This window comes from Methylomonas sp. Uni0011 (assembly GCF_056850255.1).
In genome coordinates, this window is the sequence record NZ_JBVVNO010000001.1 from 534,569 (window position 1) to 556,787 (window position 22,219).

At 56.5% G+C, this 22,219-nt stretch carries 20 protein-coding genes; 3 read left to right on the plus strand and 17 right to left on the minus strand.

Features of this window, described 5'->3' with window-relative positions; genetic code table 11:
• Window positions 1-78: 78 nt before the first annotated feature.
• The 8 genes from creC to putA all read right to left on the minus strand — a co-directional run bounded on the left by creC (window position 79) and on the right by putA (window position 12,180).
• Window positions 79-1,506, minus strand: a complete 1,428-nt coding sequence (creC, locus tag AC0IM9_RS02450) for a two-component system sensor histidine kinase CreC (protein WP_445370250.1) — start codon at window positions 1,504-1,506, stop codon at window positions 79-81.
• Window positions 1,503-2,189: a two-component system response regulator CreB gene (gene creB, locus AC0IM9_RS02455; protein WP_482802916.1), complete on the minus strand. Its 687-nt coding sequence runs from the start codon at window positions 2,187-2,189 to the stop codon at window positions 1,503-1,505. The genes creC and creB overlap by 4 nt, the downstream gene beginning before the upstream one ends.
• Window positions 2,189-2,605, minus strand: coding sequence for a DUF350 domain-containing protein (locus AC0IM9_RS02460; RefSeq protein WP_278212385.1), 417 nt, complete (start codon window positions 2,603-2,605; stop codon window positions 2,189-2,191). The genes creB and AC0IM9_RS02460 overlap by 1 nt, the downstream gene beginning before the upstream one ends.
• Window positions 2,606-2,607: 2 nt before the next feature.
• Window positions 2,608-3,738, minus strand: a complete 1,131-nt coding sequence (locus AC0IM9_RS02465; RefSeq protein ID WP_482802917.1) for a glutathionylspermidine synthase family protein — start codon at window positions 3,736-3,738, stop codon at window positions 2,608-2,610.
• Window position 3,739: 1 nt separating this feature from the next.
• Window positions 3,740-4,921: a hypothetical protein gene (locus AC0IM9_RS02470; RefSeq protein ID WP_482802918.1), complete on the minus strand. Its 1,182-nt coding sequence runs from the start codon at window positions 4,919-4,921 to the stop codon at window positions 3,740-3,742.
• A 106-nt stretch (window positions 4,922-5,027) separates the two neighbouring features.
• Window positions 5,028-8,294 carry a bifunctional diguanylate cyclase/phosphodiesterase gene (locus AC0IM9_RS02475; RefSeq protein WP_482802919.1) on the minus strand — a complete coding sequence of 1,089 codons (3,267 nt, stop codon included), beginning with the start codon at window positions 8,292-8,294 and terminating at the stop codon, window positions 5,028-5,030.
• Complete coding sequence (locus AC0IM9_RS02480) at window positions 8,287-8,943, minus strand: biliverdin-producing heme oxygenase (RefSeq protein ID WP_482802920.1); 657 nt, start codon at window positions 8,941-8,943, stop codon at window positions 8,287-8,289. The genes AC0IM9_RS02475 and AC0IM9_RS02480 overlap by 8 nt, the downstream gene beginning before the upstream one ends.
• Before the next feature lie 126 nt (window positions 8,944-9,069).
• Window positions 9,070-12,180, minus strand: coding sequence for a bifunctional proline dehydrogenase/L-glutamate gamma-semialdehyde dehydrogenase PutA (gene putA, locus AC0IM9_RS02485; protein ID WP_482802921.1), 3,111 nt, complete (start codon window positions 12,178-12,180; stop codon window positions 9,070-9,072).
• Window positions 12,181-12,345: 165 nt separating this feature from the next.
• Here putA and AC0IM9_RS02490 point away from each other — a divergent pair, with 165 nt between their 5' ends.
• Complete coding sequence (locus AC0IM9_RS02490) at window positions 12,346-13,710, plus strand: type VI secretion system contractile sheath domain-containing protein (RefSeq protein WP_482802922.1); 1,365 nt, start codon at window positions 12,346-12,348, stop codon at window positions 13,708-13,710.
• 102 nt (window positions 13,711-13,812) lie between these two features.
• On the opposite strand, the gene AC0IM9_RS02495 is transcribed toward AC0IM9_RS02490, so the two are convergent.
• The gene (locus tag AC0IM9_RS02495; protein WP_482802923.1) at window positions 13,813-14,427 is read right to left on the minus strand and encodes a polymorphic toxin type 4 domain-containing protein; all 615 of its coding nucleotides are present in this window, start codon (window positions 14,425-14,427) and stop codon (window positions 13,813-13,815) included.
• Window positions 14,428-14,809: 382 nt separating this feature from the next.
• On the opposite strand from AC0IM9_RS02495, the gene AC0IM9_RS02500 reads away from it, so the two are divergent.
• On the plus strand, window positions 14,810-15,457 hold the full coding sequence (locus AC0IM9_RS02500) for a metal-independent carbonic anhydrase family protein (protein ID WP_482802924.1): 648 nt from the start codon (window positions 14,810-14,812) through the stop codon (window positions 15,455-15,457).
• 248 nt (window positions 15,458-15,705) lie between these two features.
• On the opposite strand, the gene AC0IM9_RS02505 is transcribed toward AC0IM9_RS02500, so the two are convergent.
• The 3 genes from AC0IM9_RS02505 to AC0IM9_RS02515 all read right to left on the minus strand — a co-directional run bounded on the left by AC0IM9_RS02505 (window position 15,706) and on the right by AC0IM9_RS02515 (window position 17,381).
• On the minus strand, window positions 15,706-16,122 hold the full coding sequence (locus AC0IM9_RS02505) for a hypothetical protein (RefSeq protein ID WP_482802925.1): 417 nt from the start codon (window positions 16,120-16,122) through the stop codon (window positions 15,706-15,708).
• Window positions 16,123-16,378: 256 nt separating this feature from the next.
• Complete coding sequence (locus AC0IM9_RS02510; protein ID WP_482802926.1) at window positions 16,379-16,651, minus strand: hypothetical protein; 273 nt, start codon at window positions 16,649-16,651, stop codon at window positions 16,379-16,381.
• 49 nt (window positions 16,652-16,700) lie between these two features.
• Complete coding sequence (locus tag AC0IM9_RS02515) at window positions 16,701-17,381, minus strand: SDR family NAD(P)-dependent oxidoreductase (protein ID WP_482802927.1); 681 nt, start codon at window positions 17,379-17,381, stop codon at window positions 16,701-16,703.
• Between the two features lie 226 nt (window positions 17,382-17,607).
• Between AC0IM9_RS02515 and AC0IM9_RS02520 the strand changes: the two genes are divergently transcribed.
• The gene (locus AC0IM9_RS02520; protein WP_482802928.1) at window positions 17,608-17,787 is read left to right on the plus strand and encodes a hypothetical protein; all 180 of its coding nucleotides are present in this window, start codon (window positions 17,608-17,610) and stop codon (window positions 17,785-17,787) included.
• Window positions 17,788-18,027: 240 nt separating this feature from the next.
• Here AC0IM9_RS02520 and AC0IM9_RS02525 read toward each other — a convergent pair whose 3' ends face one another.
• The 5 genes from AC0IM9_RS02525 to AC0IM9_RS02545 all read right to left on the minus strand — a co-directional run bounded on the left by AC0IM9_RS02525 (window position 18,028) and on the right by AC0IM9_RS02545 (window position 22,199).
• The gene (locus tag AC0IM9_RS02525) at window positions 18,028-18,537 is read right to left on the minus strand and encodes a hypothetical protein (protein ID WP_482802929.1); all 510 of its coding nucleotides are present in this window, start codon (window positions 18,535-18,537) and stop codon (window positions 18,028-18,030) included.
• A 321-nt stretch (window positions 18,538-18,858) separates the two neighbouring features.
• Window positions 18,859-19,353: a P-loop nucleotide/nucleoside kinase family protein gene (locus AC0IM9_RS02530; protein ID WP_482802930.1), complete on the minus strand. Its 495-nt coding sequence runs from the start codon at window positions 19,351-19,353 to the stop codon at window positions 18,859-18,861.
• 774 nt (window positions 19,354-20,127) lie between these two features.
• The gene (locus tag AC0IM9_RS02535; protein ID WP_482802931.1) at window positions 20,128-21,324 is read right to left on the minus strand and encodes an iron-containing alcohol dehydrogenase; all 1,197 of its coding nucleotides are present in this window, start codon (window positions 21,322-21,324) and stop codon (window positions 20,128-20,130) included.
• Window positions 21,325-21,326: 2 nt separating this feature from the next.
• On the minus strand, window positions 21,327-21,623 hold the full coding sequence (locus AC0IM9_RS02540; protein WP_482802932.1) for an antibiotic biosynthesis monooxygenase: 297 nt from the start codon (window positions 21,621-21,623) through the stop codon (window positions 21,327-21,329).
• A 180-nt stretch (window positions 21,624-21,803) separates the two neighbouring features.
• Complete coding sequence (locus AC0IM9_RS02545; RefSeq protein WP_278212398.1) at window positions 21,804-22,199, minus strand: CBS domain-containing protein; 396 nt, start codon at window positions 22,197-22,199, stop codon at window positions 21,804-21,806.
• Window positions 22,200-22,219 lie beyond the last annotated feature (20 nt).

The following is a 22,219-nucleotide window of genomic DNA, read 5'->3' on the forward strand; positions in this document are numbered from 1 at the left end:
TGTGGCAATGGCCGAGAATAATAGCGAATTATGTGATACGGATAACATATTTTTCAAGGATTCGCCGGCCCGGCAGCACTAGGCCGCAGGAAAACTCAAAACGGCCTTCACACCGCCGCCCTCGGCGTTGCCGACCTTGATTTCGCCGCCGTGCAACACGGCCACTTCGCGGACGAAGGCCAGGCCCAGACCGGTGCTTTTGCGGCCGGTATCCGGCCGAGGCAGTGAGTAAAAACGTTCGAACAGGCGCGGCAAGGCATAATCGGGGATGCCCGGACCGTGGTCGCGGATACACAAGTGCGCGCGCTGGTTTTCGCTGCGGCCATCGATTTCGATCAGCGAGCCGGCCGGGGCGAAAGCGATGGCGTTATCCAGCAGATTGGACAAGGCTTGGCGCAACAGGAATTCCTCACCCACCACCGGCAACTCGCCGGCAAACTCGAAGGCGACGCCGAGCTGCCGTTGCACCAGCGGCGCGGCTTTTTCGGCGGCGACGGCCTGCGCCAACACGGCCAAATCCAGCCGCTTGGGCTCGGCCAACTGCTGGCGTTGCTCCAACGCCGCCAAGCCCAACAGGCGTTCGATCAATTGGTCCAGCCGTTCCGCCTGCTCGCGGGCGTTGCCGGCAAAGCGGCGGCGCTCGGCGTCGGGCAACGGGTCTTCCAGCAATTCCGCCGCACCGCGGATTGCCGCCAGCGGGCTCTTCATTTCGTGGGTCAGAGTTTGCACGTAGCGTTCGACGTATTGCTTGCCTTCCAACTCTCGGCGCATGGTTTCCAGGGTTTGGGCCAAGGTCGCCAATTCCACGCTGTGCAATTGCGGCGGCGTGGCCTTGCCGCCGGAAGTCACGGCACGGGCGTAAGCCACCAACAAATCGATTGCCCGGGTCAAACGCCAGTTGAACACCGCGCCGAACAACAACGCGCCGCCGAACAACCACAGCGCACCGCGCTGTACCGCGGCCTTGCCGGCCTCGACGATGGGTTGCAGCAACGCGGTCGGATAAGCCACCGTGACGACGCCGATCAATTTTTCGCCGTCGCGCACCGGCGCCGCCACATGCATGGTCGAACTGCGCTTATCGTCCGGGTCCGATTGACTGGAACGGGCGCCGTAGCGGCCTTGCAAGGTTAGATAGACGTCATTCCAGCGCGCGTAATTTTCGCCGAGCGCGCTGCCGGCCGAATCGAAGCGGACGATGCCGGCGGCGTCGGTGACGTACACCCGGTAATCCAGACTTTGTTTCGGAAAGCCGAATATGGTCGCCGACACCGGCCGCTTGCTGTAGCGCCGCACCGCGTCGGCGAATTGGCCGTCGGCAATCGCCCCCCGTGCCAGCTCGGGTGCCGCGAGTTCGGCCAGCAGGTTGGCGGTGTCGACCAGGCTGGCTTCCAGGGCCATGCGCACGCCGGGGCTGATTTGCTTGACCACCAGCAGCAACACCAATTGCCCGGTGACCGCGACCAGCAGGAAATAGCCCAAAAACAGCCGTACCGACAATTTCATCGGCTTTCCAGGCTGTAGCCCAGGCCGCGATGGGTACGGATCGGATCGGCATCGGCAATGGCGCGCAGTTTGGCGCGCAAGGTTTTGATATGAGTATCGACGGTGCGGTCGAACACGTCACCCGGATCGCGCCAGACCCGTTCCAGCAGTTGCTCGCGCGAAAAAATCCGCGTCGGGTGCTCGATCAGCAGCTTCAATAACAAATATTCGTAACGAGTCAGTTCCAGCAAGCGGCCGCAATAACGGATGCGCCCGGCCTGGCGGTCCAACTCGAAATCGGCGTTGCCCGGCTGGATCGGCGTCGGCTGCATCCGGCGCAGGATGGCGCCGACCCGCGCGGCCACCTCGCGCGGGCTGAACGGCTTGGTCACGTAGTCGTCGGCGCCGATTTCCAGGCCGACGATGCGGTCGATCTCGTCGCCATGCGCAGTCAAAAACATCACCGGAATTTGCGAAAACCGGCGCAATTGCCGGCACAACTCGAAGCCGGAGCCGTCCGGCAAACCGACATCCAGGATCGCCAGCGCAAACGACTCGGTTTGCAAGCGGGCCAAGCCGGTTTGCAGCAAATCGGCATGCTCGGGCTGATAACCGTTTTGGCGCAGCGCGTAAATCAAGGTGTCGGCGATTGCCGGTTCGTCCTCGACGATCAAAATCCGCTGCGGCCCAATCGACTCGGCCATCAGTAACTCATGCAGGCGGCATTCAGTACCCCGGCCGCCAGCGAAAACCCGGCCAATACCACCGCCGGACCGATTTCGTCGCCGGCGATGCGTTCGCATAAATCGGCAAAAGCCAGACGCACGCCGACGAACACCAAGGTTTGGACGAAAAAGGCGACGCCGGCCCAGATCAGCATGTCGGTAAAGGAAACACTGTTGGCGATCGCTCCGGCCAAGGCCAGCGCAAACCCGAGCACGGCGCCGGTGAAGGCCAGTGCCGGCGCGGTTTTGCCGGCGCGGATCAATTTGAACTCGGCATACGGCGTGATCTGCAAATAGCAAAAACCGAACAGCGCGCTGAGCGCGACGGCCGCCAGAAAATGCAAAACAAAGCCGTTGGCTGCGGCCGCTAACTCGGCTAAATCGATGGTGGGCATAATCAGTCCTCGACGAAAAAATGCGGTACGAACCGGCTATTGTTGCCGGTGATTTCGGTTTTGTCCTCGCGAATGCCGATACCGGCCGGCTGGCCGGCGACGACCCAGGAACCGATCACCGGATAGTTGCCGGCAAACTCGGGCAGCGGCGTATAACGCTGGTAGATATAGCCGTCGTCGCCGTACAGGCCGGCGGACTCGACGACGCTGCTGCCGCGGCGGATTTCGATGTTGGCGCCTTCGCGCGAATACAGCGGCTTGCGTACAAAGTCGCCGAGCAGGGGCTTATCGGCGAAGCTGGCCGGCAGCAAGTTGGGATGGCCTTCGAACAATTCCCACAAGATCGGCAGAATGCCTTTGTTGCTGAGGATTTGCTTCCAGGCCGGCTCCAGCAGGCTCGGATTGGCTTTGGGCAGATAGGGGCCGAATTCCTCGCGCAGCAGCCATTCCCACGGGTACAGTTTGAATAGACTCCGAATCGGCCGATCCTGCAAATCAACGAATTGTTGCGCGGCCGCCTGCCAGCCGATGTCTTCGATCGCCAGCCAATGCGGACGAATGCCGGCCTGCAACGCGGTGTCCATCAAATAGGCAACATTGCCGGCATCCTCGTCGCTGTGGGCGACGCCGGCAAAATAGACCTCGGCGTGGCTGTGCCGATAGCCTTGCCAGAAGGCGATCAGTTTTTCGTGGATGGAGTTGAACTGGTCGGCCTGCGGGTAACAATCGCTCAGCCAGAACCATTGCGCGACGGCCGCCTCCGGCAACGCGGTCGGCGTGTCGGCGTTGTATTCCAGCAGTTTCGGTGGCCCGCTGCCGTCCCAGGCCAGATCGAAGCGGCCGAACAAACTGGGGTCGCCGCGTTCCCAGGATGCGGTCAGATAGGGCGCGGCCCAACGCGGAATCCGCAGCCGCTCGAACCAGTCGCGACGGATCACTTGTTCGACGGCATGCAAACACAGCCGATGCAGTTCGGCGGTGGCGTCGTCCAGCACATCGATCTGGCTGCGGCTGAAGCGGTAGCAGGCCGACTCGTCCCAATAGACGGCGCCGTCTATGGTATGGAAATTCATGCCGACCGCTTCCAGCCGTTGCCGCCAGTCGGCGCGCGCTTGCCGCTCCAGGCGCTGCATCTCAGCCGCCGAAAAAGCCGTGCGAACCGCCGAACGAGCCGAAACCGCCGCGGCGGGTGCCGCTGTGGCCGTCGTCGCTGCCGCCGCGGTAACTGGAACCGGAACCGCCGCCGTGGCTGCCGCTATGGCTGTTGTCGCATTCGACCGGATTGCCGTTGGCGTCGGTGCAATCCTGCCGAATTTTAAAATCGCCGGGCTGGCCGGCGTAACCGGCCAAGGACAGGCTGCCGAGCAAAGCCAGCGAGACCTGCAGCGAGCGGCGCGGAATCGGCGGCACGCTTTGACCTTCCGGGGCCACTTGCAACAACTGCTCCCAATCCGACAGCCGCGGATAGAAATCGCGATGGTAAACGCCGCCGACCAACAACAGCATGTAAAAATCCAGTTTGTTGCCGGTTAACAGGCACAGCGGCAAACCCAGCCAGGCTACGCCGTTCGCCAGCAAGGCCGAGCGTAAGGCCTGGCTTTGGCCGCGCTGTACCCGCTGGTTGTAATTGCGCTCGGCCAACGGCAGGCGGGCTTGCAGACGCAACAGCGGGTACGCGGCCAACGCTAGCGCGATGAACATTACTCGAATCGGCCAGATCAACGCCGACGGCGCATAACCGTTGAAGATCGGGTAATGCCAGGACAGGTAAGTGGCGTAGACGACGTACACCAACAAGTACAAGATCGTGAGGATGGTAATGAAACGAAAGCTGGCCACCGCCTTTTCGAACTCGACGCAAGCCGCGCTATTGCTGCTCGGCGCCCGCATAAAATCGCCGATCCGGTAAATATTGCGGCGGTAGGAATCCAGCCACAGTCGGTGCTCTTCCGACAGATAACTACCGTTTACAGTGACCGATTCGCGGCTATTTTTGTCGGTGCCGTGAAAAAAATACAGCGATTCGATGCCGTCTTGTTTGTTTTGTTTTAAGGCCAGAGAGTGGGTCGGAATTGCGGTTTCTCCAAACCAACCGCGCTTGACAATTTTATCGGGGTAGAACGTGAACCAACGCGTATTCAGAATCTGGCCGCACCATCTGAACACATACACACTAAACAGTACAAAACTCACTTCCAACAAATAAAAGTTACTGCTCAAACCCACCCAAACCAGCACTAACGCCAGGGGCAAGCCCAAACACAAAACCAACAGCTTTTTCCAAAAGCGATAGGTGACGGTCAGTTTTTTATTCAAAGACGGCGGCATGGCTGGCGAGGGTTAATAAAGTCGGGTAAGCATAGTTGCGAGATCGCAATTTGTCCGCTATCCGCAACCCGACACAGGCAGGCGCTCCGTCTGCTCAGGCCTGCGGCAAACCGCCGCGCAACAGGGCCTCGAAATCGGCGATCGGCATCGGCTTGCCGAACAAATAACCTTGAAACGCATCGCAACCGTGCAGCTCCAGAAAGGAACGCTGCGCACCGGTTTCGACCCCCTCGGCAATCACATCCATCCCCAGATTTTTCGCCATCGCGATGATGGTTTGCACGATCACGGTATCGTCGGGGTTTTCTAAAATGTCCCGGATAAAACTCTGGTCGATTTTCAATTGCGCAATCGGCAGCTTGCGCAGATTGGACAGGGACGAATTGCCGGTACCGAAATCGTCCATCGCAAAGCAGACGCCAAAATCGCGTAGCGCATGCATTTTGACGATGGTGTCGTCGATGTCGTCGAGTACCAAACTTTCGGTCAATTCCAATTTCAAATGACCGGGTTTGATTGCCGCATCCCTAACGATACGCACCACCTTGCCGACAAAATCGGCCTGGCGAAATTGTCTGGGGCTGACATTCACCGCCAATTGCAAATGCCGGGTATTGGGATTGGCTTCCCAGCGTTTTAACTGCCGGCATGCCGTTTCCAACACCCATTGGCCGATCGGGGTAATCAAACCGATTTCCTCCGCCAACGGGATGAAATCCTTCGGCGGAATCAAGCCGGATTCCGGATGCAGACAACGAATCAGCACTTCGGCGCCGGATACCTCATGGTTTTTACTGACCTGGGGTTGGTAATGCAGCAGAAACCGGTTTTCGGCCAAGGCCCGGTGTAACTCGGCTTCCAATCGCATTCTGGAGTTAATATTGGCCTGCATTTGCGGATCGAAAAAGCGCACGGTGTTTTTGCCGGCCTTCTTGGCTTGGTACATCGCAATATCGGCCTGCTTCAACAAGGCCTCGATATCGAATTCGTGGTCGCGGAATAATACGGCGCCGATGCTGGGCGAGTTTCTGTATTCGTGTTCTTTCAACAAATAAGGCTTGGTCAGCCTTGCCAGAATCTTGTTGGCAACGATCTCGGTTTGCGCCGAAGCATCGAGTTTGTCGTCACCCAATTCGCTCAACATCACCACAAACTCGTCGCCGCCGAGACGGGCCACCGTATCGCCCTCGCGCACGCAACCCGACAAGCGCCGGCCGACTTGTTGCAGGAGCAGATCGCCCATATCGTGGCCCAGGGTGTCGTTCAACATCTTGAAATTATCCAGATCGATAAACAACAACGCCCCCGGCCGGCCGCTGCGAGAACTGATCGCCAAACAGTGCTTCAAGCGGTCTTGCAATAGCCGCCGATTCGGTAAGCCGGTTAAAGCGTCGTAGAACGCCAAACGTTCGATTTCTTCGGAGGCGGCTTTCAACTGGCTGATGTCGATGAAGCTGGCGACATAGTTTTTTAGATTGCCCTCCTGGTCCGTGACCGCGGAGATGGCCAAATGGATCGGGAACAAACGTCCGTCGATGGACCGGAGAATCGTTTCCCCTTCCCAGGCCCCATCGGCCTCGACCGCATCCCACATCGCGGCGTAATCGCTAATTCGCTGTATATCCAGTTGCAAATCGCGCGGATTCTTACCGACCACGAATTCCGCCGGGTAGCCGGTAATCCGGGAAAAAGCCCGGTTCACCCGCAAGATATTGTGAGCGGAGTCCAGCACCAAAATGCCTTCCTGCGACTCGAACGCCGTCGCCGCGATTCGCAGCTCCGCATCCAGCAAACGCTGCGCCTTCAAGGCCTGGTCCAGACGGCTTTTTTGGGCCAGACCCTCGGGCAGCGTTATCGCCAGCATATTCGCCACACCCAACTCGACGTGGGTCCAGGGTGCGCTGCGGCCGCGCCATAACTCGCTCCAAACTTCGAAAGACTTGCGCGGCGTCAGCCGATAACCGCCGGCCTCGTCCGCTACCAGACCTTTCTCGGCATGACCGGCCCAGTTCACCGTGCGCGGCTTTTCCACCCGAAACCAGACAATCCCGTTTCGGACACCTGCGGACAACGGGGTACACAGTACACCGGAGGCGATATCCCGGTAGTTCATCGCCGGCGGAAAATGTTGCTCCAGATGGTCGCAACTGAACGAGCTGGTGCCGCACTTGCCGCTCAACCATTGCAACAGGCCGTCCAGTTGTTCGGAATCGGGCGCCAGGCCGTGGCAATGGCGCTTGCCTTCGACCAAGGCAACGACGCCGTCGGCATGCAACAACTGCATCAGTTCCGGCAGCAAGCGCTGCAAAATGGTCTCTTCCTGACTGGTAAAGATGTAGTTCAGCAGTTCGCCGATCAAGTGGTTAGCGCTCGTGACGTGACGGTGCTGTTCTACCGCTTCTATGCCCGAAAGCTTGGCCGAGGTCATCCGGCTGATAAAGGTCACGGCCTCGCGTTCGGCCAGCGACACCTGCTTAGGCGCGTGGTGATGACAGGCAATCAGTCCCCACAGCCGGCCATTTTGCATGATCGATACCACCATGGAGGCGCTTACGCCGATATTGCGCAGGTATTGGATATGGATCGGCGACAAGCAACGCAGAGCCGAATAAGTCATATCCAGCGGTTCGGCCGCCAAGGGATTCAGCGCCGGTAGCAACGGCACCGGGTCCGCCTCGATATCCGCAACGACGCGCACCAGATTCAGCGTGTACAAACGCCGCGCCTGAGCGGGTATATCACTGGCCGGAAAATGCAAACCCAAATAGGAAGGTGCGGTGTCGATCCGGCTTTGGCTGATCACTTCGCCGTTCCATTCGGAATCGAAGCGGTAAACCATCACACTATCGTAGCCGCACAGCGTCCGCACCAGGATCGCCACCTGATCGAAATAGCGTAAGTATTCGCGGTCGGTATCGATATGCAACAGGACGTCCTGCATCTGCAACAACAATTCCGCCAAGCGGGTTTCTTTGTGATCGGTCTGATCCGCCATCAATTCGACGGCAAAACCACCGTTGCTCAGATAGACATGCGCCTGTAGCTCCCGCGAGGCCCCGGCCACGACCACGCTGAGTTTGCCGGCCGCGGTGTCGCGGCCAAGTGCGACCTCGGTCAATGCCTGCAATTGCTCCGCCGCCCTGGCGCCGCCTAAATCGGCAAATGTCAGACCCAATGCCTGTTCGGCGGACACCTCGAAAATCTGGTCCAGATTCACGCTGGCTTGGACGATTTGCAGCGCCGATGCCGGATCGAGCACCAACAGCACACCGTGCGGCTGAATCTGGCCGATCTGGTGGATCGGCTCGGAAGCACATTTCTGCAATGCCTGCTCCAGTTGCTCGCGGGTAATGTTAGTCATGGTTGCCACTCCCGCTCCCGAACTCCGCCACTACCGCGAGATCGAACTGTTGTTGAAAAAAAGCGAATATCCGTTTGGCGGCAAGCTGCGCCGCTGTGACTTGTGCGGTGTCGGCGGCAATCGATTCGGCAAAATCGATAAAGCCGCGCCACATGCTCGTGGTGGCGGCGCCGTAACCGGCATAAAAACGGGCGCCGGCATCGGCCGATAGCCCCAAATTTTGACCGAGACACTTGGCAATCATTTGGCCGCCCAACGTGGACCCTTCGACCACGTAAAGCGCTCCGACGTAGTCGCCAATGCTGTCAATTTGCGGAAGCGGCAAATCGGCGGGTTTCAGCAAGGCCGAGTCAATCCCGAAGTGATCTAAATCGGCTTGCAACCACGACAGTTTGGCCCTGGCCACATAATCCAAACCGGCAACTTGACGCTTGGAAAATGCGGCGAGGCCAGGCTCCAAACCGGCGTAAGTCCGAAATAATGCCTGCAGTAACAATTGGTATGTGGCTAAAGCATAGTCCGGTCTAACCAATCCCGCCAATAAAGCATGCCGGTTTAGCTGGTCGTGTTGCATCCCGGTCGCATCGCGCAGCAAAGCACGTACGCCACCCTGGTCGTTGGAACCTGATTGCGGATTGGTTACGTTCATTTCCGAGCATGCCTAGTGCTAAGTGCGTAAGAGTTATCCTACAAATATACCATTCATTTCCAACCCTTCCAGGGTGATCCCCAGACATTAAACGCTACCGTATAGCGCCAGACCGAAGCGGCGCCGTCAGCCGCGGTTCTGCAACAAGCCGGGATTGCCGCCGATCGCGGCGGTATTGATACTGACGCTTTGCTCGACCGCAAACCGCAATAGGTAATTCGGTCCGCCAGCCTTCGGCCCGGTGCCGGACAAACCCATCCCGCCGAACGGCTGCACCCCGACGACCGCCCCGATCATATTGCGGTTGATGTACAAATTGCCGACTCTGGCGTGCCGCGCCACGTATTGCATCGTCGATTCCAGCCGGGTATGCAGACCCAAGGTCAGGCCGTAACCGCTGGCGTTGATGGCGTCGACCACCTGCTCCAGCTCGCCGCTGCGGTAACTGACAATGTGCAGAATCGGCCCGAACACTTCCCGCTCCAGCACGGAGAGGCTTGGAATCCGCACCAAAGTCGGCGGAAAAAAATAGCCGGCCGCACACTGTTCAGGCAGCGGCACCTGGAACAGCACTCTGCCGACCTCCGCCAGGTATTGCCTATGTCGATGCAATGCAGCCAGGGCGGCAGCGTCGATGATCGGGCCGACGTCGGTCTCGAACTCCCACGGCGAACCCACACGTAACAAGCGCATCGCGCCGATCAGACGCTCGCTCACCGCTTCGCAGGTTTCCTCGGGCAGAAACAACACCCGCAACGCCGAACAGCGCTGGCCGGCACTATTGAAGGCCGATTGCACCGCGTCCCGCACCAGCTGCTCCGTGTGCGCGGAACTGTCCGCCAGCATCGCGTTGAGTCCGCCGGTTTCGGCGATCAGCGTCGCAATCGGCCCCGGCCGCAGGCTCAATTGGCGGTTAATCAGATTGGCGGTTTCTACCGACCCGGTAAAGGCAACGCCGACCACGCGCGGGTCACTTAGTAGCTGCCGGCCGATGCCCTCGCCGTCGCCCGGCAGCAACTGCAACACCGGCTTCGGCACGCCGGCTCGGTGCAATAGCCTGACCGCAGCCATGGCCGTCAACGCAGTTTGTTCGGCCGGTTTGGCGATCACGCTATTGCCGGCCAGCAAGGCCGCGGCAATTTGGCCGACGAAAATCGCCAGCGGAAAATTCCACGGGCTGATACAAACGAATACGCCGCGGCCGCGATAACTGAACCTATTGTCCTCGCCGGTCGGGCCCGGCAGCGGCTGCGCCTGGCCGAACAAGGCTAAGGCATTGGCTGCATAGTAACGGCACAAATCGACCGCCTCGCGCAATTCGGCCAAGGCATCGCTCAAGGTGCGACCACCCTCGCGGATGCATAATGCCAGCAATTCGCTGCGGTGGCGCTCGAATAAATCGGCCACCGTTTGCAGGCAAGCGGCGCGTTCGACCACGGGTTGTAAGCACCAACGCTTGAATGCCGGCTCGGCGCTGGCCAATGCCGCGTCGATCTCGGCCGCGCTACTGGCCAATACTTGGCCGACCACTGCGCCCCGATCGAACGGGCTGTAAACCGGCTGGCCGCTACCGCTTATCCGCTTGCCGTCGACCAGCGGACAGGCCTGCCAGACAGTTGCGGCGTATCGGTCCAGTTCGCTGCGCAGATGCTGAAGTACGGATGGATCGCTCAAATTGGTACCGGCGGAGTTGCGCCGCTGCCGGGCAAACAGGTCCGGCGGCGCTACCAAATTCGGACCGGCCGCGACCTGCAAAAGCTCGGCCGGATCGATGGCCAATTGTGCGGCCGGAATCTGCGGATTCTCGATCTGATTGACGAACGAACTGTTGGCGCCGTTCTCCAACAAACGCCGGACCAGATAAGGTAGCAAGTCGCAATGGGCCCCGACCGGGGCGTAAACCCGGCAGGCCAATTCCGGCCCGGATTGTGCAAGCAGCGTGTCGTACAGCGCTTCGCCCATGCCGTGCAGGCGTTGAAATTCATAGCCGGGATGCGCGGCGCCGGCCAAGGCCCGAATCGCCGCCACGCTGTGAGCGTTATGGGTGGCAAACTGGCCGAAAAAACAATCCGGCCGCGCCAAAATCGCCTGGGCGCAAGCCAGATAGGACAAATCGGTCGCCGCTTTACGGGTGAACACCGGGTAATCGTCCCAGCCGGCCTCTTGGGCGCGTTTGATTTCGCTGTCCCAATACGCGCCTTTCACCAACCGGATCGGAATCCGGCGCTTGCCGCAAATGGCCAACGCCGCCAGCCAGTCGACCAATGCCAATGCCCGCTTTTGGTAGGCCTGTACCGCCAGCCCGAAACCCGACCAGCCGGCCAATGCCGGGTCGTTAAATACCGCAGCGAAAATGTCCAACGACATTTCCAGACGCTCCGCCTCTTCGGCATCGACCGTCAGACCGATATTCGCCGCCCTGGCCTGCTTGGCCAGATTCAACAGCTTTACGCTGATCGCCGCGACCGCATGGCCTTGCTGCAACACGTCGTAGCGCGGATACAAGGCGGACAATTTGACCGAGATGCCCGGATTGCGCAACAAACTGCCGCCCGCAACAGTTGCCAGCACGGCTATGGCCTCGGCGTAGCCGGCGTAATAGCGCTCGGCGTCGGCATCCGTCAGCGCCGCCTCGCCGAGCATATCGAACGAATACAGGTATTGCGGACGCTGGCGAGCCCGGTCCAAGGCCGAACCGATATCCTCGGCGATGACGAAATATTCCGCCAAAATACGCATGGCCTGAGCGACAGCAGCGCGCAGCAAGGGCTCCCCCAGCCGCTCCAGCAGCGCCGCGGCCAGGTTTAACCCGGAATCGGCACGCTGAATCAAGCGCTCCATGCTGCCGCCAAGTGCCAGACCGCCGCTGGCGAGGTTAATCAGCCAGGAATCGCTGTGTCCCCAATGCCGGCGCCAATCGCCGCCGGCCAGCTTGTCCTGCAGAAACCGGTTTTGGGTGGCCGGGTCCGGGATGCGCAGCAATGCCTCGGCCAAGGCCATCAATTGCAAACCTTCATTGCTCTGCAAACCGTATTCCTGCAAAAAATTCTGGAACAGATCAGCGCCGCTTTGCCGGTTACGCACCTCGGTAATCAAGCATTCGGCATCGGCGCTGACCGCCTGCCGGCTGTAATCGGCCAGCGCAGCTCGCAGCTCGGCGACCAGTTCGGCCTCCTCAAGCGTGTAAGATCGGCGCATCCGCGCCCTCAGTTCTTCCAGCTCCTGTTCCGCCTGCATCGCCCACCCCCCGGATTGCTTTGGTCAAATCGATGTCGCCGTACTATGACACTCCCCGCCGGGCCCGATTGTCAATCGGCTGATAAGGCCGACTCGGAGTCGCTTGTTGGATCGAACCGGGTCTGCTACTTTTGCCCGACACAGCCAATTTAACCAGGAGACGTTATGGCCGGCGGAATCGATTTCACGATGGGGTTTCAAACACGAGGCGCGCCGCGCAAAAGCTCCGGCGACGACGGCTACCGGATCTATATCCTGGGCAATTTCTCCGGCCGTAACGCGCCACCCTGGCCGCAACGGCCGATTCGAAAAATCGACGTCGATAACTTCGAACCAGTGATGCGCCAAATCGCGCCCAGCATCGCTCTCGGCCCCGATTCGATTTTGGAATTTAGCGCCGTTGAAGATTTCCACCCGGACGCCTGGATCGGCAAAATCAAGCTGTTGGCGGACCTGCAACAATTGCAGCGGGAATTGAACAATCCGCATACGGCCGAAGCAGCGGCCGCCAAAATCCGCGCCTTCTTCCCGGCGACGGCCCCAGCCCCGGCCGCCACCGAATCCGCCGACGAAAGCCAGGCAGACCTGTTGGAACGCCTGCTGGGCAAACGACCCGAAGCAGCGGCGGCCAACGACTCGGTGGAGCAAATGATCCGCGGCATCGTCGCCCCGCACGTGGCAAAGTCGGTTAGCGCCGAACACCAGGCATTGGCGTCGGTGGTGACCGCGACCGTCTCGCAGTTCGTCGCCACGCTGTTGCACAGTGCCGATTTTCAAGGCCTGGAAGCGCTGTGGCTGGCGTTGCGCGATCTACTAAACGAAGACCATGCCGAACGGCAGCAACTGTTTCTGTTGGATATCGGCCAGGACGAATTGGCGCAAGCTGCCCAAACCGAACCGGATATCCTGAAACAAAAGCTGACGGCGCATCTGCAGACAGCCGACGGCGAACAACCGCTACTGTTACTGGGCAATTACCAATTCAACGCCGACAGCCAGGACCGCGCGGCGCTGCGTTATTGCAGCGAGCTGGCCGCATGCTGTAACGGCAGTTTTCTGGCCGGTGCCGGACACGAACTGGCGGCGGCCCTACTCGACCCGGATTCCGCGCCGAGCCAACAATGGCCGGAGATCTGCCGGGCGGTCGGCGGCGAACGCTTGATCCTGGCCTATCCCGGCGTACTGCAACGCCTGCCTTACGGCGCCAAGCGCGACCCGCTGCAAAGCCTGGATTTTGAAGAATGCGCGCTGCCGCCCGATCCGGCGGAACTACTGTGGAGCAACCCGGCCTTTCTCGCCGCCCGCTTCCTGATCAGAGCCGAACACGCCACCGACGAACACACCGGGTTTTTCGGCGACGTACCGGCGTTCAGTTACCCGCTGGAAGGCGAAAGCGTGCTGCAAGCGGCGACCGAAACGGTATTAACCGAAAAACAGGCCCACCACCTCTGGGACCGCGGCCTGATGCCGGTCGTCTGTTTCCGCCAGCGGCGGGGCGTGAAATTATTGGATGCGGCGGCGTTGGTTTGACGCCGGCTGAACAGGGCTCGAGGCGCGTCGCAATATCCAACGGATAGAACGAATCCCATAATCTTTAGGCCAGACCGGCGCTTTAAAGCCTGCCGGGCCGATTCAAAATTTTGGCAATTCGACGGTAGGCAACCTAACCTTGGGCATCTTGCCGGGACTCGGCGGCGTTAATTCCAAAATGATTTTGCAGCCCAAAAGCTTTACCCGCGACTTGGGGCAAACCATGCCTGACGGACATTGAATAATCTGGTAACTGACACGTTTGAGAAAATCGGCGCGAGTCAAAATAGCGCTGCTCCAACCATAGTATCGGGCCAGATAAGCGCTATTCCAACTGGTTGCGGTTGCCCGTAGTTTGACCTGCCCGGCTGCCGAGCTACGTAAAATATCCAGCCAGCTTTCGAGTAAATGGTTTTGATAAGTTTGATTCATCTCGACCGGAGCCCACAAAATGCCGGCACCGGATTCGTCACCAAAGCGTGGTGCCCATAGATGAGCCAACTCCCACTGATCGCTAAAACCGAGTTCATAACGTTGAAAATAATCGGTACGGCCCTGCAGATTCTTCCGCTTAATAGGCGACTTAAGCCAACCAACAATTTCGAAAACATTACCTTCGCTTTCGGCAGCGCTGGCGTATTTTGCGACACTGATAATGCCACCGGTGCCGGCCGTTTTACGCTCGGCGTGGAGCAGATTACCTGTAAATTCGATCATAGCGACTAATCTCAAAATGCCATTTCAATTTAAATTAAAGTTTAGCGCAATATCACTTCAAATGACATACCGGAATAACCGGTGAAGGCTCACACCCCGCCCGGAATTTACAACCGGGCAAATCAAGTTAAACACTAGCCATATTCGCCCTTTTACCAATCGATTGAGCGAAACGTCTACTTGTTAAATTGGGCAGAAATCGATGGGAATTTTTATGAGTTTGAGTAATCGAAAACAATACAGCGCCCGTTGGCCATTACGATTATGGCCTTGCTAACGGAGCATTCGCTGGTAGAATCAGATTTTTAAAATTAAGCACACCAACATCAAAAATTATCAAGCAATACTACAATTTTAATAAAAATATAAAAGGTAGGAAAACATGAAAACAATAAACGCCATTTTATTATTGGGAGGATCAATATTATTAACCTCCTGCGCCAGCATTAAAAAAGAAGAACCTCAAATAAGCGATTCAAAAGCTAACAAATCGGTTCAACAAGTCATAGACGAGTTAGGTTTAGTCTATGTCGAAGAAGGTGCAAACTCGATTATTACCTACGATGAAGTGAATGCCGCACAACAAGCTTGGTGTGATGCCTTGGTAAAAATAGGAAAATTAAAGGAAGAAGGAGGAGATTATAAGGCGTATGCCGAAAAAGTACTGTCAGACGCCTACAACTACGATTACGGAAAAGTGTTTTTTAAGCCTACTTTGGCGTTCGGTGACCAAACATTTAGAAATAACAAAAAAGGCGCGTTGGCCTATTTCGTTGGTGGCGATCCTGATTATCCTAACGACAAAGGTTTCGCCCTTCAGCCATGGGTCAAAGCTCGATACGATAACGCAGGCAATAATAACGAAGGTATACAGATATACGGCTCTGTCGCCATAACCATGGGTAATGTATGGGTCACCGACAAGACCGGAAAGGAAGTAATGGTAGATAAAACCTGGGTTTTTAAAAAAGGTAAAGACGGTAAACTGAGAATTATTGTCCATAAATCGGCCTTACCTTATTCACCGTAACAACTTATACTTATTATCATCGTGTATTTCAGGGCGTGGCGTTTTCGCGCTAGTAAAACGCCGGATGGTTTCGCTGTTTTGGCGGATGGTAGCCATCGCTACCAATCCGCCTTACCGTCTTCGGTGGGAATCCATACCGTTTTATGAAGGCTTAATCCATTTCCGCGCCGGAGCTTGGGAATGATAAAGACCGCCTCCGACAGACATTATGCCAATCGCATCAAATTAACCATCCGGCACACAGGTAATTACTTTTCAGCTCGCTGGCAAAATAAGATTGCATCTCGCCAATCCAAACCCTTTCCGACCGCTTTTTCAAAACAATCTACGGTATTTTTTGCGTTATTGGTGCCGGCACAGAGATTGATGATATTTTGCCAATCCCAACTGATCCCTTTACCCCAGTTTACTCTGCCGTCCAGCACACTGAGATAGCAGGCACCGGGCTCGGCCGGCTTGGTAGTCCCGGCACAAAGTTGTTTGATGTTTTTTGGGTCCCAATTCATATTCTTCTCGTCATTCCAAGGTATTTTGCCTTGAACCGAGTTGAAGCATTCCGTCTCGTGATCGCTAGCCTGAGCGGATATTGGATTAAAAGACAATGTTATTAAACTAACAGCGACCGCCAATTTTATTAATCGGCATTGGGTAATTGATGTTTTCATGTATCACTCCCGGCAATTCTTAATTATGATGGAAACGCATCAAATAATAACGTCATATTTTCAATGAAAAGCCGCGAAATACTCCGGCCATTTCGTTCTGATTGACGCAATTGAATATTCCATGAAAACAAAATTTGTCGAGTATCTGAAAATTTATTAATACCTGTTTTTTAAACATCCAAAAATATCGGCGCAAACATACAGCCAAGCTCAACCGCTTGACTGATAAACGCTAATTATCACAATCCATTTTGATTCAGCGCGTCGTTCCAAAAATAGCGAGCCAAATCATTGCCGGAAAACCGAGCCAGCGAAAACTCTTCAATATCGACCGATATTCGAGATTATGCGACACGTCTGGCTCGTGGTAGCAAATCTCGTCCGGCGAGGTTTTAGCGCTTGCCGACTCATTGCCGTCACGTCGCGGTGAGAAATCAGCGCAAAGTCTACGACTTCCCCCTTGCAGCAACCGTTCCAGCGCTGCCCAATTTTCGCCGCCGATGACGACGCGGTGATAAGACTTGTTCATGATGCCTCCCGCTTGATCGGCAGATTCATACACAGTCCTGCGGTTATCATCACGCTTTTATGGCGGAAATGCCGCCGTCGACATGTTGGATTTGCCCGGTGATCCAGCGCGCCTTATCCGACAACAAAAACAAAGCCATTTGCGCAATGTCCTCCGCCTCGCCCAGACGTTTCAGGGGATGGCGGCCGGCAGCGGCCTGCCTCTTGGCGTCTTCTTTGAGTAAATTGGCTGCCAACGGCGTGTCGGTCAGCGAGGGCGCTATGGCGTTGACTCGAATTTTCGGCGCCCATTCCGCCGCCAACGCCCGAGTCAGCCCTTCAACGGCGCCTTTGGCCGCCGACACCGAAGTATGGAAAGAAAAACCGGTTTGTACGGCCACGGAACTGAACAACACCACCGACGCCGCTTCCGCCGCTTGCAGACTTGCCTGATACCGCTGCAGACACCGCACCGCCCCGATCAGATTGAGCTGCATATCGGCGACAAACTCGTCGGGGTGGATGCGGGCAAAAGGTTTCAGGTTGATGCTGCCTGGACAATAAACCAGGCCGTTCAGTGGACCATCGATATCGGGGAGTGGATCGTTCAAGACGTCGCAGCGGTGATGGGCGAAAACATCCGCAACCGTGTCGGCGCGCGATAAGGAATGAAGCTCGAAATCCGCCTTCCCCAACCGTGCAATAGCGGCGCCGATTCCGCTGCTGGCTCCTACAATCAAAACTCTACGCATCGCCACCCCTCGATTGAAGCGTTAATTTCCGTGGAGGTGGGGTACTAGCGATTTGTTGTTGTATGCGCTGTGACAGACTAAGTTTTTGGATCGCTAGTCCCCATGCTCGGAAGGCTACCGCGGCGATTTGCTTAGTCAATTCAATCGGAAAAACCAGGTTGAGAGCTTGGCGCCGCAAAGCCGGAGGCGGGTTCGGCCCCGAACCCGTTGGCCATGTGCCCTGGATTTGCAGACCTCGACTACCGACGATGGCTTGCGGCAGCCGAATCAAACTCGCCGCGCCAAAATCTTCTCGATCTCCCCTTTGGTCAACACGATCGGATTAGTCTGCATGCCGCCGCCGGTTGGCGACGATGAGGGAGAAGTCGGCTGCGGCGATGCCGTAGGCGCCGCGGCGGTCAAATAGCAGGGTATCGCGGGCTTGTTGGTCGTCCAGAACCGCAGGACGTTTTCGCGATAGCAAAACCGGGGGGCTGTCGCTACTGCTCCGAATACGCCTACGGCCTTGAAGCCGGCCGGTACGGGGCACGAGGCTCGTCACAATATCCGATGGATATAACGAATTCCATAATCTGTAGGCCAGAATAAGCCGAACGGCGTTTCTGGCGATTTAAAGCCCGCCGGAAACGCTAACGCTTATTCCGGCCTACTGGGCTTGAGCCATCACCGCCGGACAGTTAGCAAGGCGAAACTTCAGTTCTTGAACTGCAAACTGAAGCCGACGAAACACGGCGTCATTTCCCTTCTTGTAGCCAACAATTACCAATACGCTGAGAAGCGTCACGACGCTATACATTACGAAGGCGCTGAGGTTGTCAGAAATGACCTTCGTAATCTGCTCTGGGGCGATTTTCAAAGCGATGCTATTTACCTGGTTTAGGCCGTATAACAATAACGCCCATACTGTAGCCACCAACCATTTCAGAGTTTTCATTCGAGCGTATGTACGTTCTGCAATGTTGGCCAGATTTTCTTCGATAGCCTCGACCTTCTCTTCGTTATCGATTCCAATTGCGTAAATGTAGTCGGCTAGCGATTGGATCTGCGGAGCCTTGATTGAATCGAATGCAAATGTACTTGGGACGGCGAAGACCACCAAGAATAGCGGCGCATAAGTACAGGCCATGAATACGTAGCTCTTGGCTTCGGCAGACACTCAAGCCTGTGGGATAAGAAATGCGGCGAGAACGAGCAGCAGAAAACTTAGAAACGCCCACTTTGACGCAGGGCGAAGTAACTCTCCGATACCAAGTTGAAGAAACGGGAATGGGAGCATGATGTTCCGCATGATTGCGTCGGGAATCGCACCAGCTGGCTGGAAAGTCAGCACTCGGCGTTCAGTCTCCTGAACCACTGCAAGGGTCGCATCGAATAGGGAAGACTGAGGTGTGTTCATGTGGAGGCCCAACGCCCGCCATAACCGGACCTGAAAAGCTGAGCGCAGCGGCGCTGTTTGCGGTCCGAATTTATGGCATTGTTATGCATTGTTACCAATTCTCAATGTGTTAAAGCCTTCTTCAGCTGCTGGCTCAACAAAATACTTCGTCACCCGAGCGAACATCTCCGCTGTATCAGTGGCTGCCCTCTCAGGTTGCTCTATACGTCTTTTCTCGATCTGTTCGAGGCATATTTCATTAGAAATATCGATATATATCAACTGATGACAAGCTTCCGCCTCTGAGAAAATTTCCCTGAACCATTTTCTTTGTGAAACAGTATTTGCGGGGAAATCCATAACAACATCTGTGGCAGTATTTAATATTGATTGCACTAGCCTTTTAATAGGAGGCTTGATCTGGCTAGAATATTTAACATAGTCCTCTAGTGAAGCAATCATATTGGGGTATAAAGACGTCAGCCATTCATCCTCGGATAGCAATACAGCATTCCTTTCCAAAGCGACCTCCTGGGACTTAGTTGATTTTCCAGCCCCCATCTTCCCGCAGAAAAATATCAAAGTACCTTTTGGCATTTCAGATCTCGTTTAAATGCATAACGCCGCAAATAACCGGGCGCAAAAAGCGCGTAGCGGTTTTTGCGGTCCGAGTTAATTTGCATTGTTAAGTGTTTTCTGCACATAACTTCTTAAATGCGTTTTTGCTACAGTTTCAGGTTTTAGTCCTCTCAGTTCAGAGGTACACTGGCTACCATCAGGTAGAGTTACGGTCAACGTATCATCTACTATAAAGTATTCCGCCGTATATGATTTACCTTGGTGCTCAATTACTATTTCGTTGCACATTTAATAGGCCGGATATTCAGACTTAATTTTTATTCACAACTTCGGTATACATATACATTCCAGTTTCTCGCCAAGACCGTAATACCTCCCCACAGGAACAGGTAAATTTATCGTCATCTCTCAATGGTAAAGATTGGTATTTCACAGAATATTCTTTACCACAATTCGAACACGTTTCGTTCTGTAATTTTGTTTCGTCCCAAGTGGACATTTGTCACTCCTTTTTACAATTAACGCCCCAATTACCGGACCAGGGCCGTAGGCTGGGTAGAGCAACGCGAAACCCAGCAGATATCTTGAAACAACCGGGTTTCTTTGCATTCAAACTACTCTTTTATTATAACGAAACTTATCCGCTTCGAAGCTAGGTTTCATTATCATTCAACCCAGCCTACTTCTGCAAACCCAGCATCGGCCTAATATCAAATCGCGGACATTAATAAAATCAGAGCGACTGACGTTTAAGGATCGCAGCCAGCCGACCAAATTCACTCCGCATTTTAATCAAACCCTTCTCGCCAAGATCTCCTCAATCTCCCCATCCGTCAGCACAATCGGATTGGTCTGCATGCTGCTGCCGCGGGCGTTGGCGACGATGCGGGGGAAGTCGGCTGCGGCGATGCCGTAGGCGCCGAGGCGGTCCAGTTGCAGAGTATCGCTCCATTCGGCCAACAGTGCGATCAAGGCGTCGCGGGCTGGTTGGTCGTCCAGGCCGGGTTCGCCGCTCAGCAGGCGGCCGACTTGGGCGTATTTGGCCAGGGCCGGATTGACGGGCTCGCGGGTTTGCAGCGCGCGGATGTTGACCTCGGTGGCGGCGGCGACCAGCGTGCCGCAGACCACGCCGTGCGGGATCGGGAAGAAGGCGCCGAGCGGCGAAGCCAGACCGTGTACCGAACCCAAACCGACTTGCGCCAGCGTGATGCCGGACAATAACGCCGCGTAAGCCATCGCCGCCCTGCCCTCGCCGGCTTCCGGTTCGACGCCGCGCCAGGCCGGGAAGAAGCCGTCTTTGACCGCCTGCATGCCGCTCCAGGCCAGCGCGTCGGTAAACGGATTGGCCTTGGCCGAGACGTAGGATTCCAGCAATTGGGTCAACGCATCCATGCCGTCGGCGGCGATCAGTTCCGGCGCGCAGGTGGCCAATAAGTCCGGATCGAGGATGGCGTATTCCGGCACCAGGCATTCGTCGCGGAACGATTTTTTGAAGCCGTCCGGGCCTTGCACACTGAGCACTGAGTTCTTGGTCGCCTCGCTGCCGGTGCCGGCGGTGGTCGGCACCGCGATGAACGGCGTGCTGGGGCCGCGATAGGTTTGGTTGCGGCCAACGCCTTCCAGATAATCCATCACCGAATCGCCGCTGGGCAGCAGGCCGGCAATGGCTTTGGCCGCATCCAACACACTGCCGCCGCCGATGGCGACGACGACTTCGATATTCTCGTCGCGAAAGCGGCCGACCGTGTCGTCGATCAATTGCGGCGACGGTTCGCCGGACACCGTGCAGTGCCGCCATTCGACGCCTTGCCCGGCCAGCGCCTCGGTAAAACTTTGCCAACGCGGCGTACCGAAAAACGACTGTTTGCCGGTCACCAACAAAGCCTTGCGGCCGTAACCGGCAATTAAAGCCGGGGCTTCGTTTAGGCGGCCGCGGCCGAACAAGATGCGCGGCAGGCGGGCGATGTAAAACGGTTTGAAACTCTGCATGCTTAAGCCTCCGGAAACAAGGCTTTGTAGGGCACGCCCTGACGCGGCTGTGCCATCCAGTCGGCGACCGTGTCGCGCCAGCTCAGATAGTGCGCAGTCTGTTTGTGCGCCGCCGCGTCTTCGGCCGTGGCATAGACTTCGTACAAGATAAACTGGCTGGGGTTGTCCGGCACTTGCAGTACATCGAAGCGGCGGTTGCCGGCTTCCTGCACTGACGCTAAATGGTTCAAACGAGTGGCGGCGATGAAGTCGTGGATATGTTCGGGTTTGACGTGAACGTTGACTAAAGTGACATGCATAACAGTATCTAAATTATCGGTTAATCGGATTTATCGCGCTGGGCCGAGCCGGCTTCTATGAGCCTGACCGCACCTGGCCTGCTTGGGATTTGCTCGGTTTCGGCGAACACGCCGGTACCGGATCCTTCGGCCCAGGCCGCTGCTGCAACCGCAACGGCCCCGGCTCTTGGATTTTCCGGCCTAGCGGATAGCCAGTAGTGCGCGCAGCACGTCTATCCGGCTGATCATGCCCGCCAGTTCGCCGTTTTGCATCACCGGGAAACTGCGGGTGGACGTTTCTTGAAACTTGGCGGCGACATCAACCAAACTATCGCCGCCGTTGACGAGTTGCGGGTCCTTGGTCATGTATTCACCAACCGTACCTTCCAGGGTCTGGTTGTAGGCCGAGCCGACGAAGACTTTCATGCCGTCTTTTTCGGAAAACACGCCGACCAATTTGCCGCGCTCGTCCACCACCGGCAAACTGGTGATTTTATGGTCCAACAATTTCTTGACGGCCTGAGTAATCTCGGTTTCAGGAGTGACGGTTATCATTTTGGTCGACATGTAATCGACCACCGCAATTTTGGCTAACATGGTAAACCTCCTGCGCTTAT

What these genes read in the sequence shown, in the direction of transcription:
- AC0IM9_RS02500 (WP_482802924.1), top strand. Translation starts at nt 14,810, where the DNA reads ATGAAAACAATAAACGCCATTTTATTATTGGGAGGATCAATATTATTA.
- AC0IM9_RS02535 (WP_482802931.1), bottom strand. Translation starts at nt 21,324, where the DNA reads ATGCAGAGTTTCAAACCGTTTTACATCGCCCGCCTGCCGCGCATCTTG.
- AC0IM9_RS02480 (WP_482802920.1), bottom strand. Translation starts at nt 8,943, where the DNA reads ATGAACGTAACCAATCCGCAATCAGGTTCCAACGACCAGGGTGGCGTA.
- creB (WP_482802916.1), bottom strand. Translation starts at nt 2,189, where the DNA reads ATGGCCGAGTCGATTGGGCCGCAGCGGATTTTGATCGTCGAGGACGAA.
- putA (WP_482802921.1), bottom strand. Translation starts at nt 12,180, where the DNA reads ATGCAGGCGGAACAGGAGCTGGAAGAACTGAGGGCGCGGATGCGCCGA.
- creC (WP_445370250.1), bottom strand. Translation starts at nt 1,506, where the DNA reads ATGAAATTGTCGGTACGGCTGTTTTTGGGCTATTTCCTGCTGGTCGCG.
- AC0IM9_RS02465 (WP_482802917.1), bottom strand. Translation starts at nt 3,738, where the DNA reads ATGCAGCGCCTGGAGCGGCAAGCGCGCGCCGACTGGCGGCAACGGCTG.
- AC0IM9_RS02515 (WP_482802927.1), bottom strand. Translation starts at nt 17,381, where the DNA reads ATGCGTAGAGTTTTGATTGTAGGAGCCAGCAGCGGAATCGGCGCCGCT.
- AC0IM9_RS02545 (WP_278212398.1), bottom strand. Translation starts at nt 22,199, where the DNA reads ATGTTAGCCAAAATTGCGGTGGTCGATTACATGTCGACCAAAATGATA.
- AC0IM9_RS02510 (WP_482802926.1), bottom strand. Translation starts at nt 16,651, where the DNA reads ATGAACAAGTCTTATCACCGCGTCGTCATCGGCGGCGAAAATTGGGCA.
- AC0IM9_RS02460 (WP_278212385.1), bottom strand. Translation starts at nt 2,605, where the DNA reads ATGCCCACCATCGATTTAGCCGAGTTAGCGGCCGCAGCCAACGGCTTT.
- AC0IM9_RS02505 (WP_482802925.1), bottom strand. Translation starts at nt 16,122, where the DNA reads ATGAAAACATCAATTACCCAATGCCGATTAATAAAATTGGCGGTCGCT.
- AC0IM9_RS02490 (WP_482802922.1), top strand. Translation starts at nt 12,346, where the DNA reads ATGGCCGGCGGAATCGATTTCACGATGGGGTTTCAAACACGAGGCGCG.
- AC0IM9_RS02530 (WP_482802930.1), bottom strand. Translation starts at nt 19,353, where the DNA reads ATGCCAAAAGGTACTTTGATATTTTTCTGCGGGAAGATGGGGGCTGGA.
- AC0IM9_RS02540 (WP_482802932.1), bottom strand. Translation starts at nt 21,623, where the DNA reads ATGCATGTCACTTTAGTCAACGTTCACGTCAAACCCGAACATATCCAC.
- AC0IM9_RS02475 (WP_482802919.1), bottom strand. Translation starts at nt 8,294, where the DNA reads ATGACTAACATTACCCGCGAGCAACTGGAGCAGGCATTGCAGAAATGT.
- AC0IM9_RS02495 (WP_482802923.1), bottom strand. Translation starts at nt 14,427, where the DNA reads ATGATCGAATTTACAGGTAATCTGCTCCACGCCGAGCGTAAAACGGCC.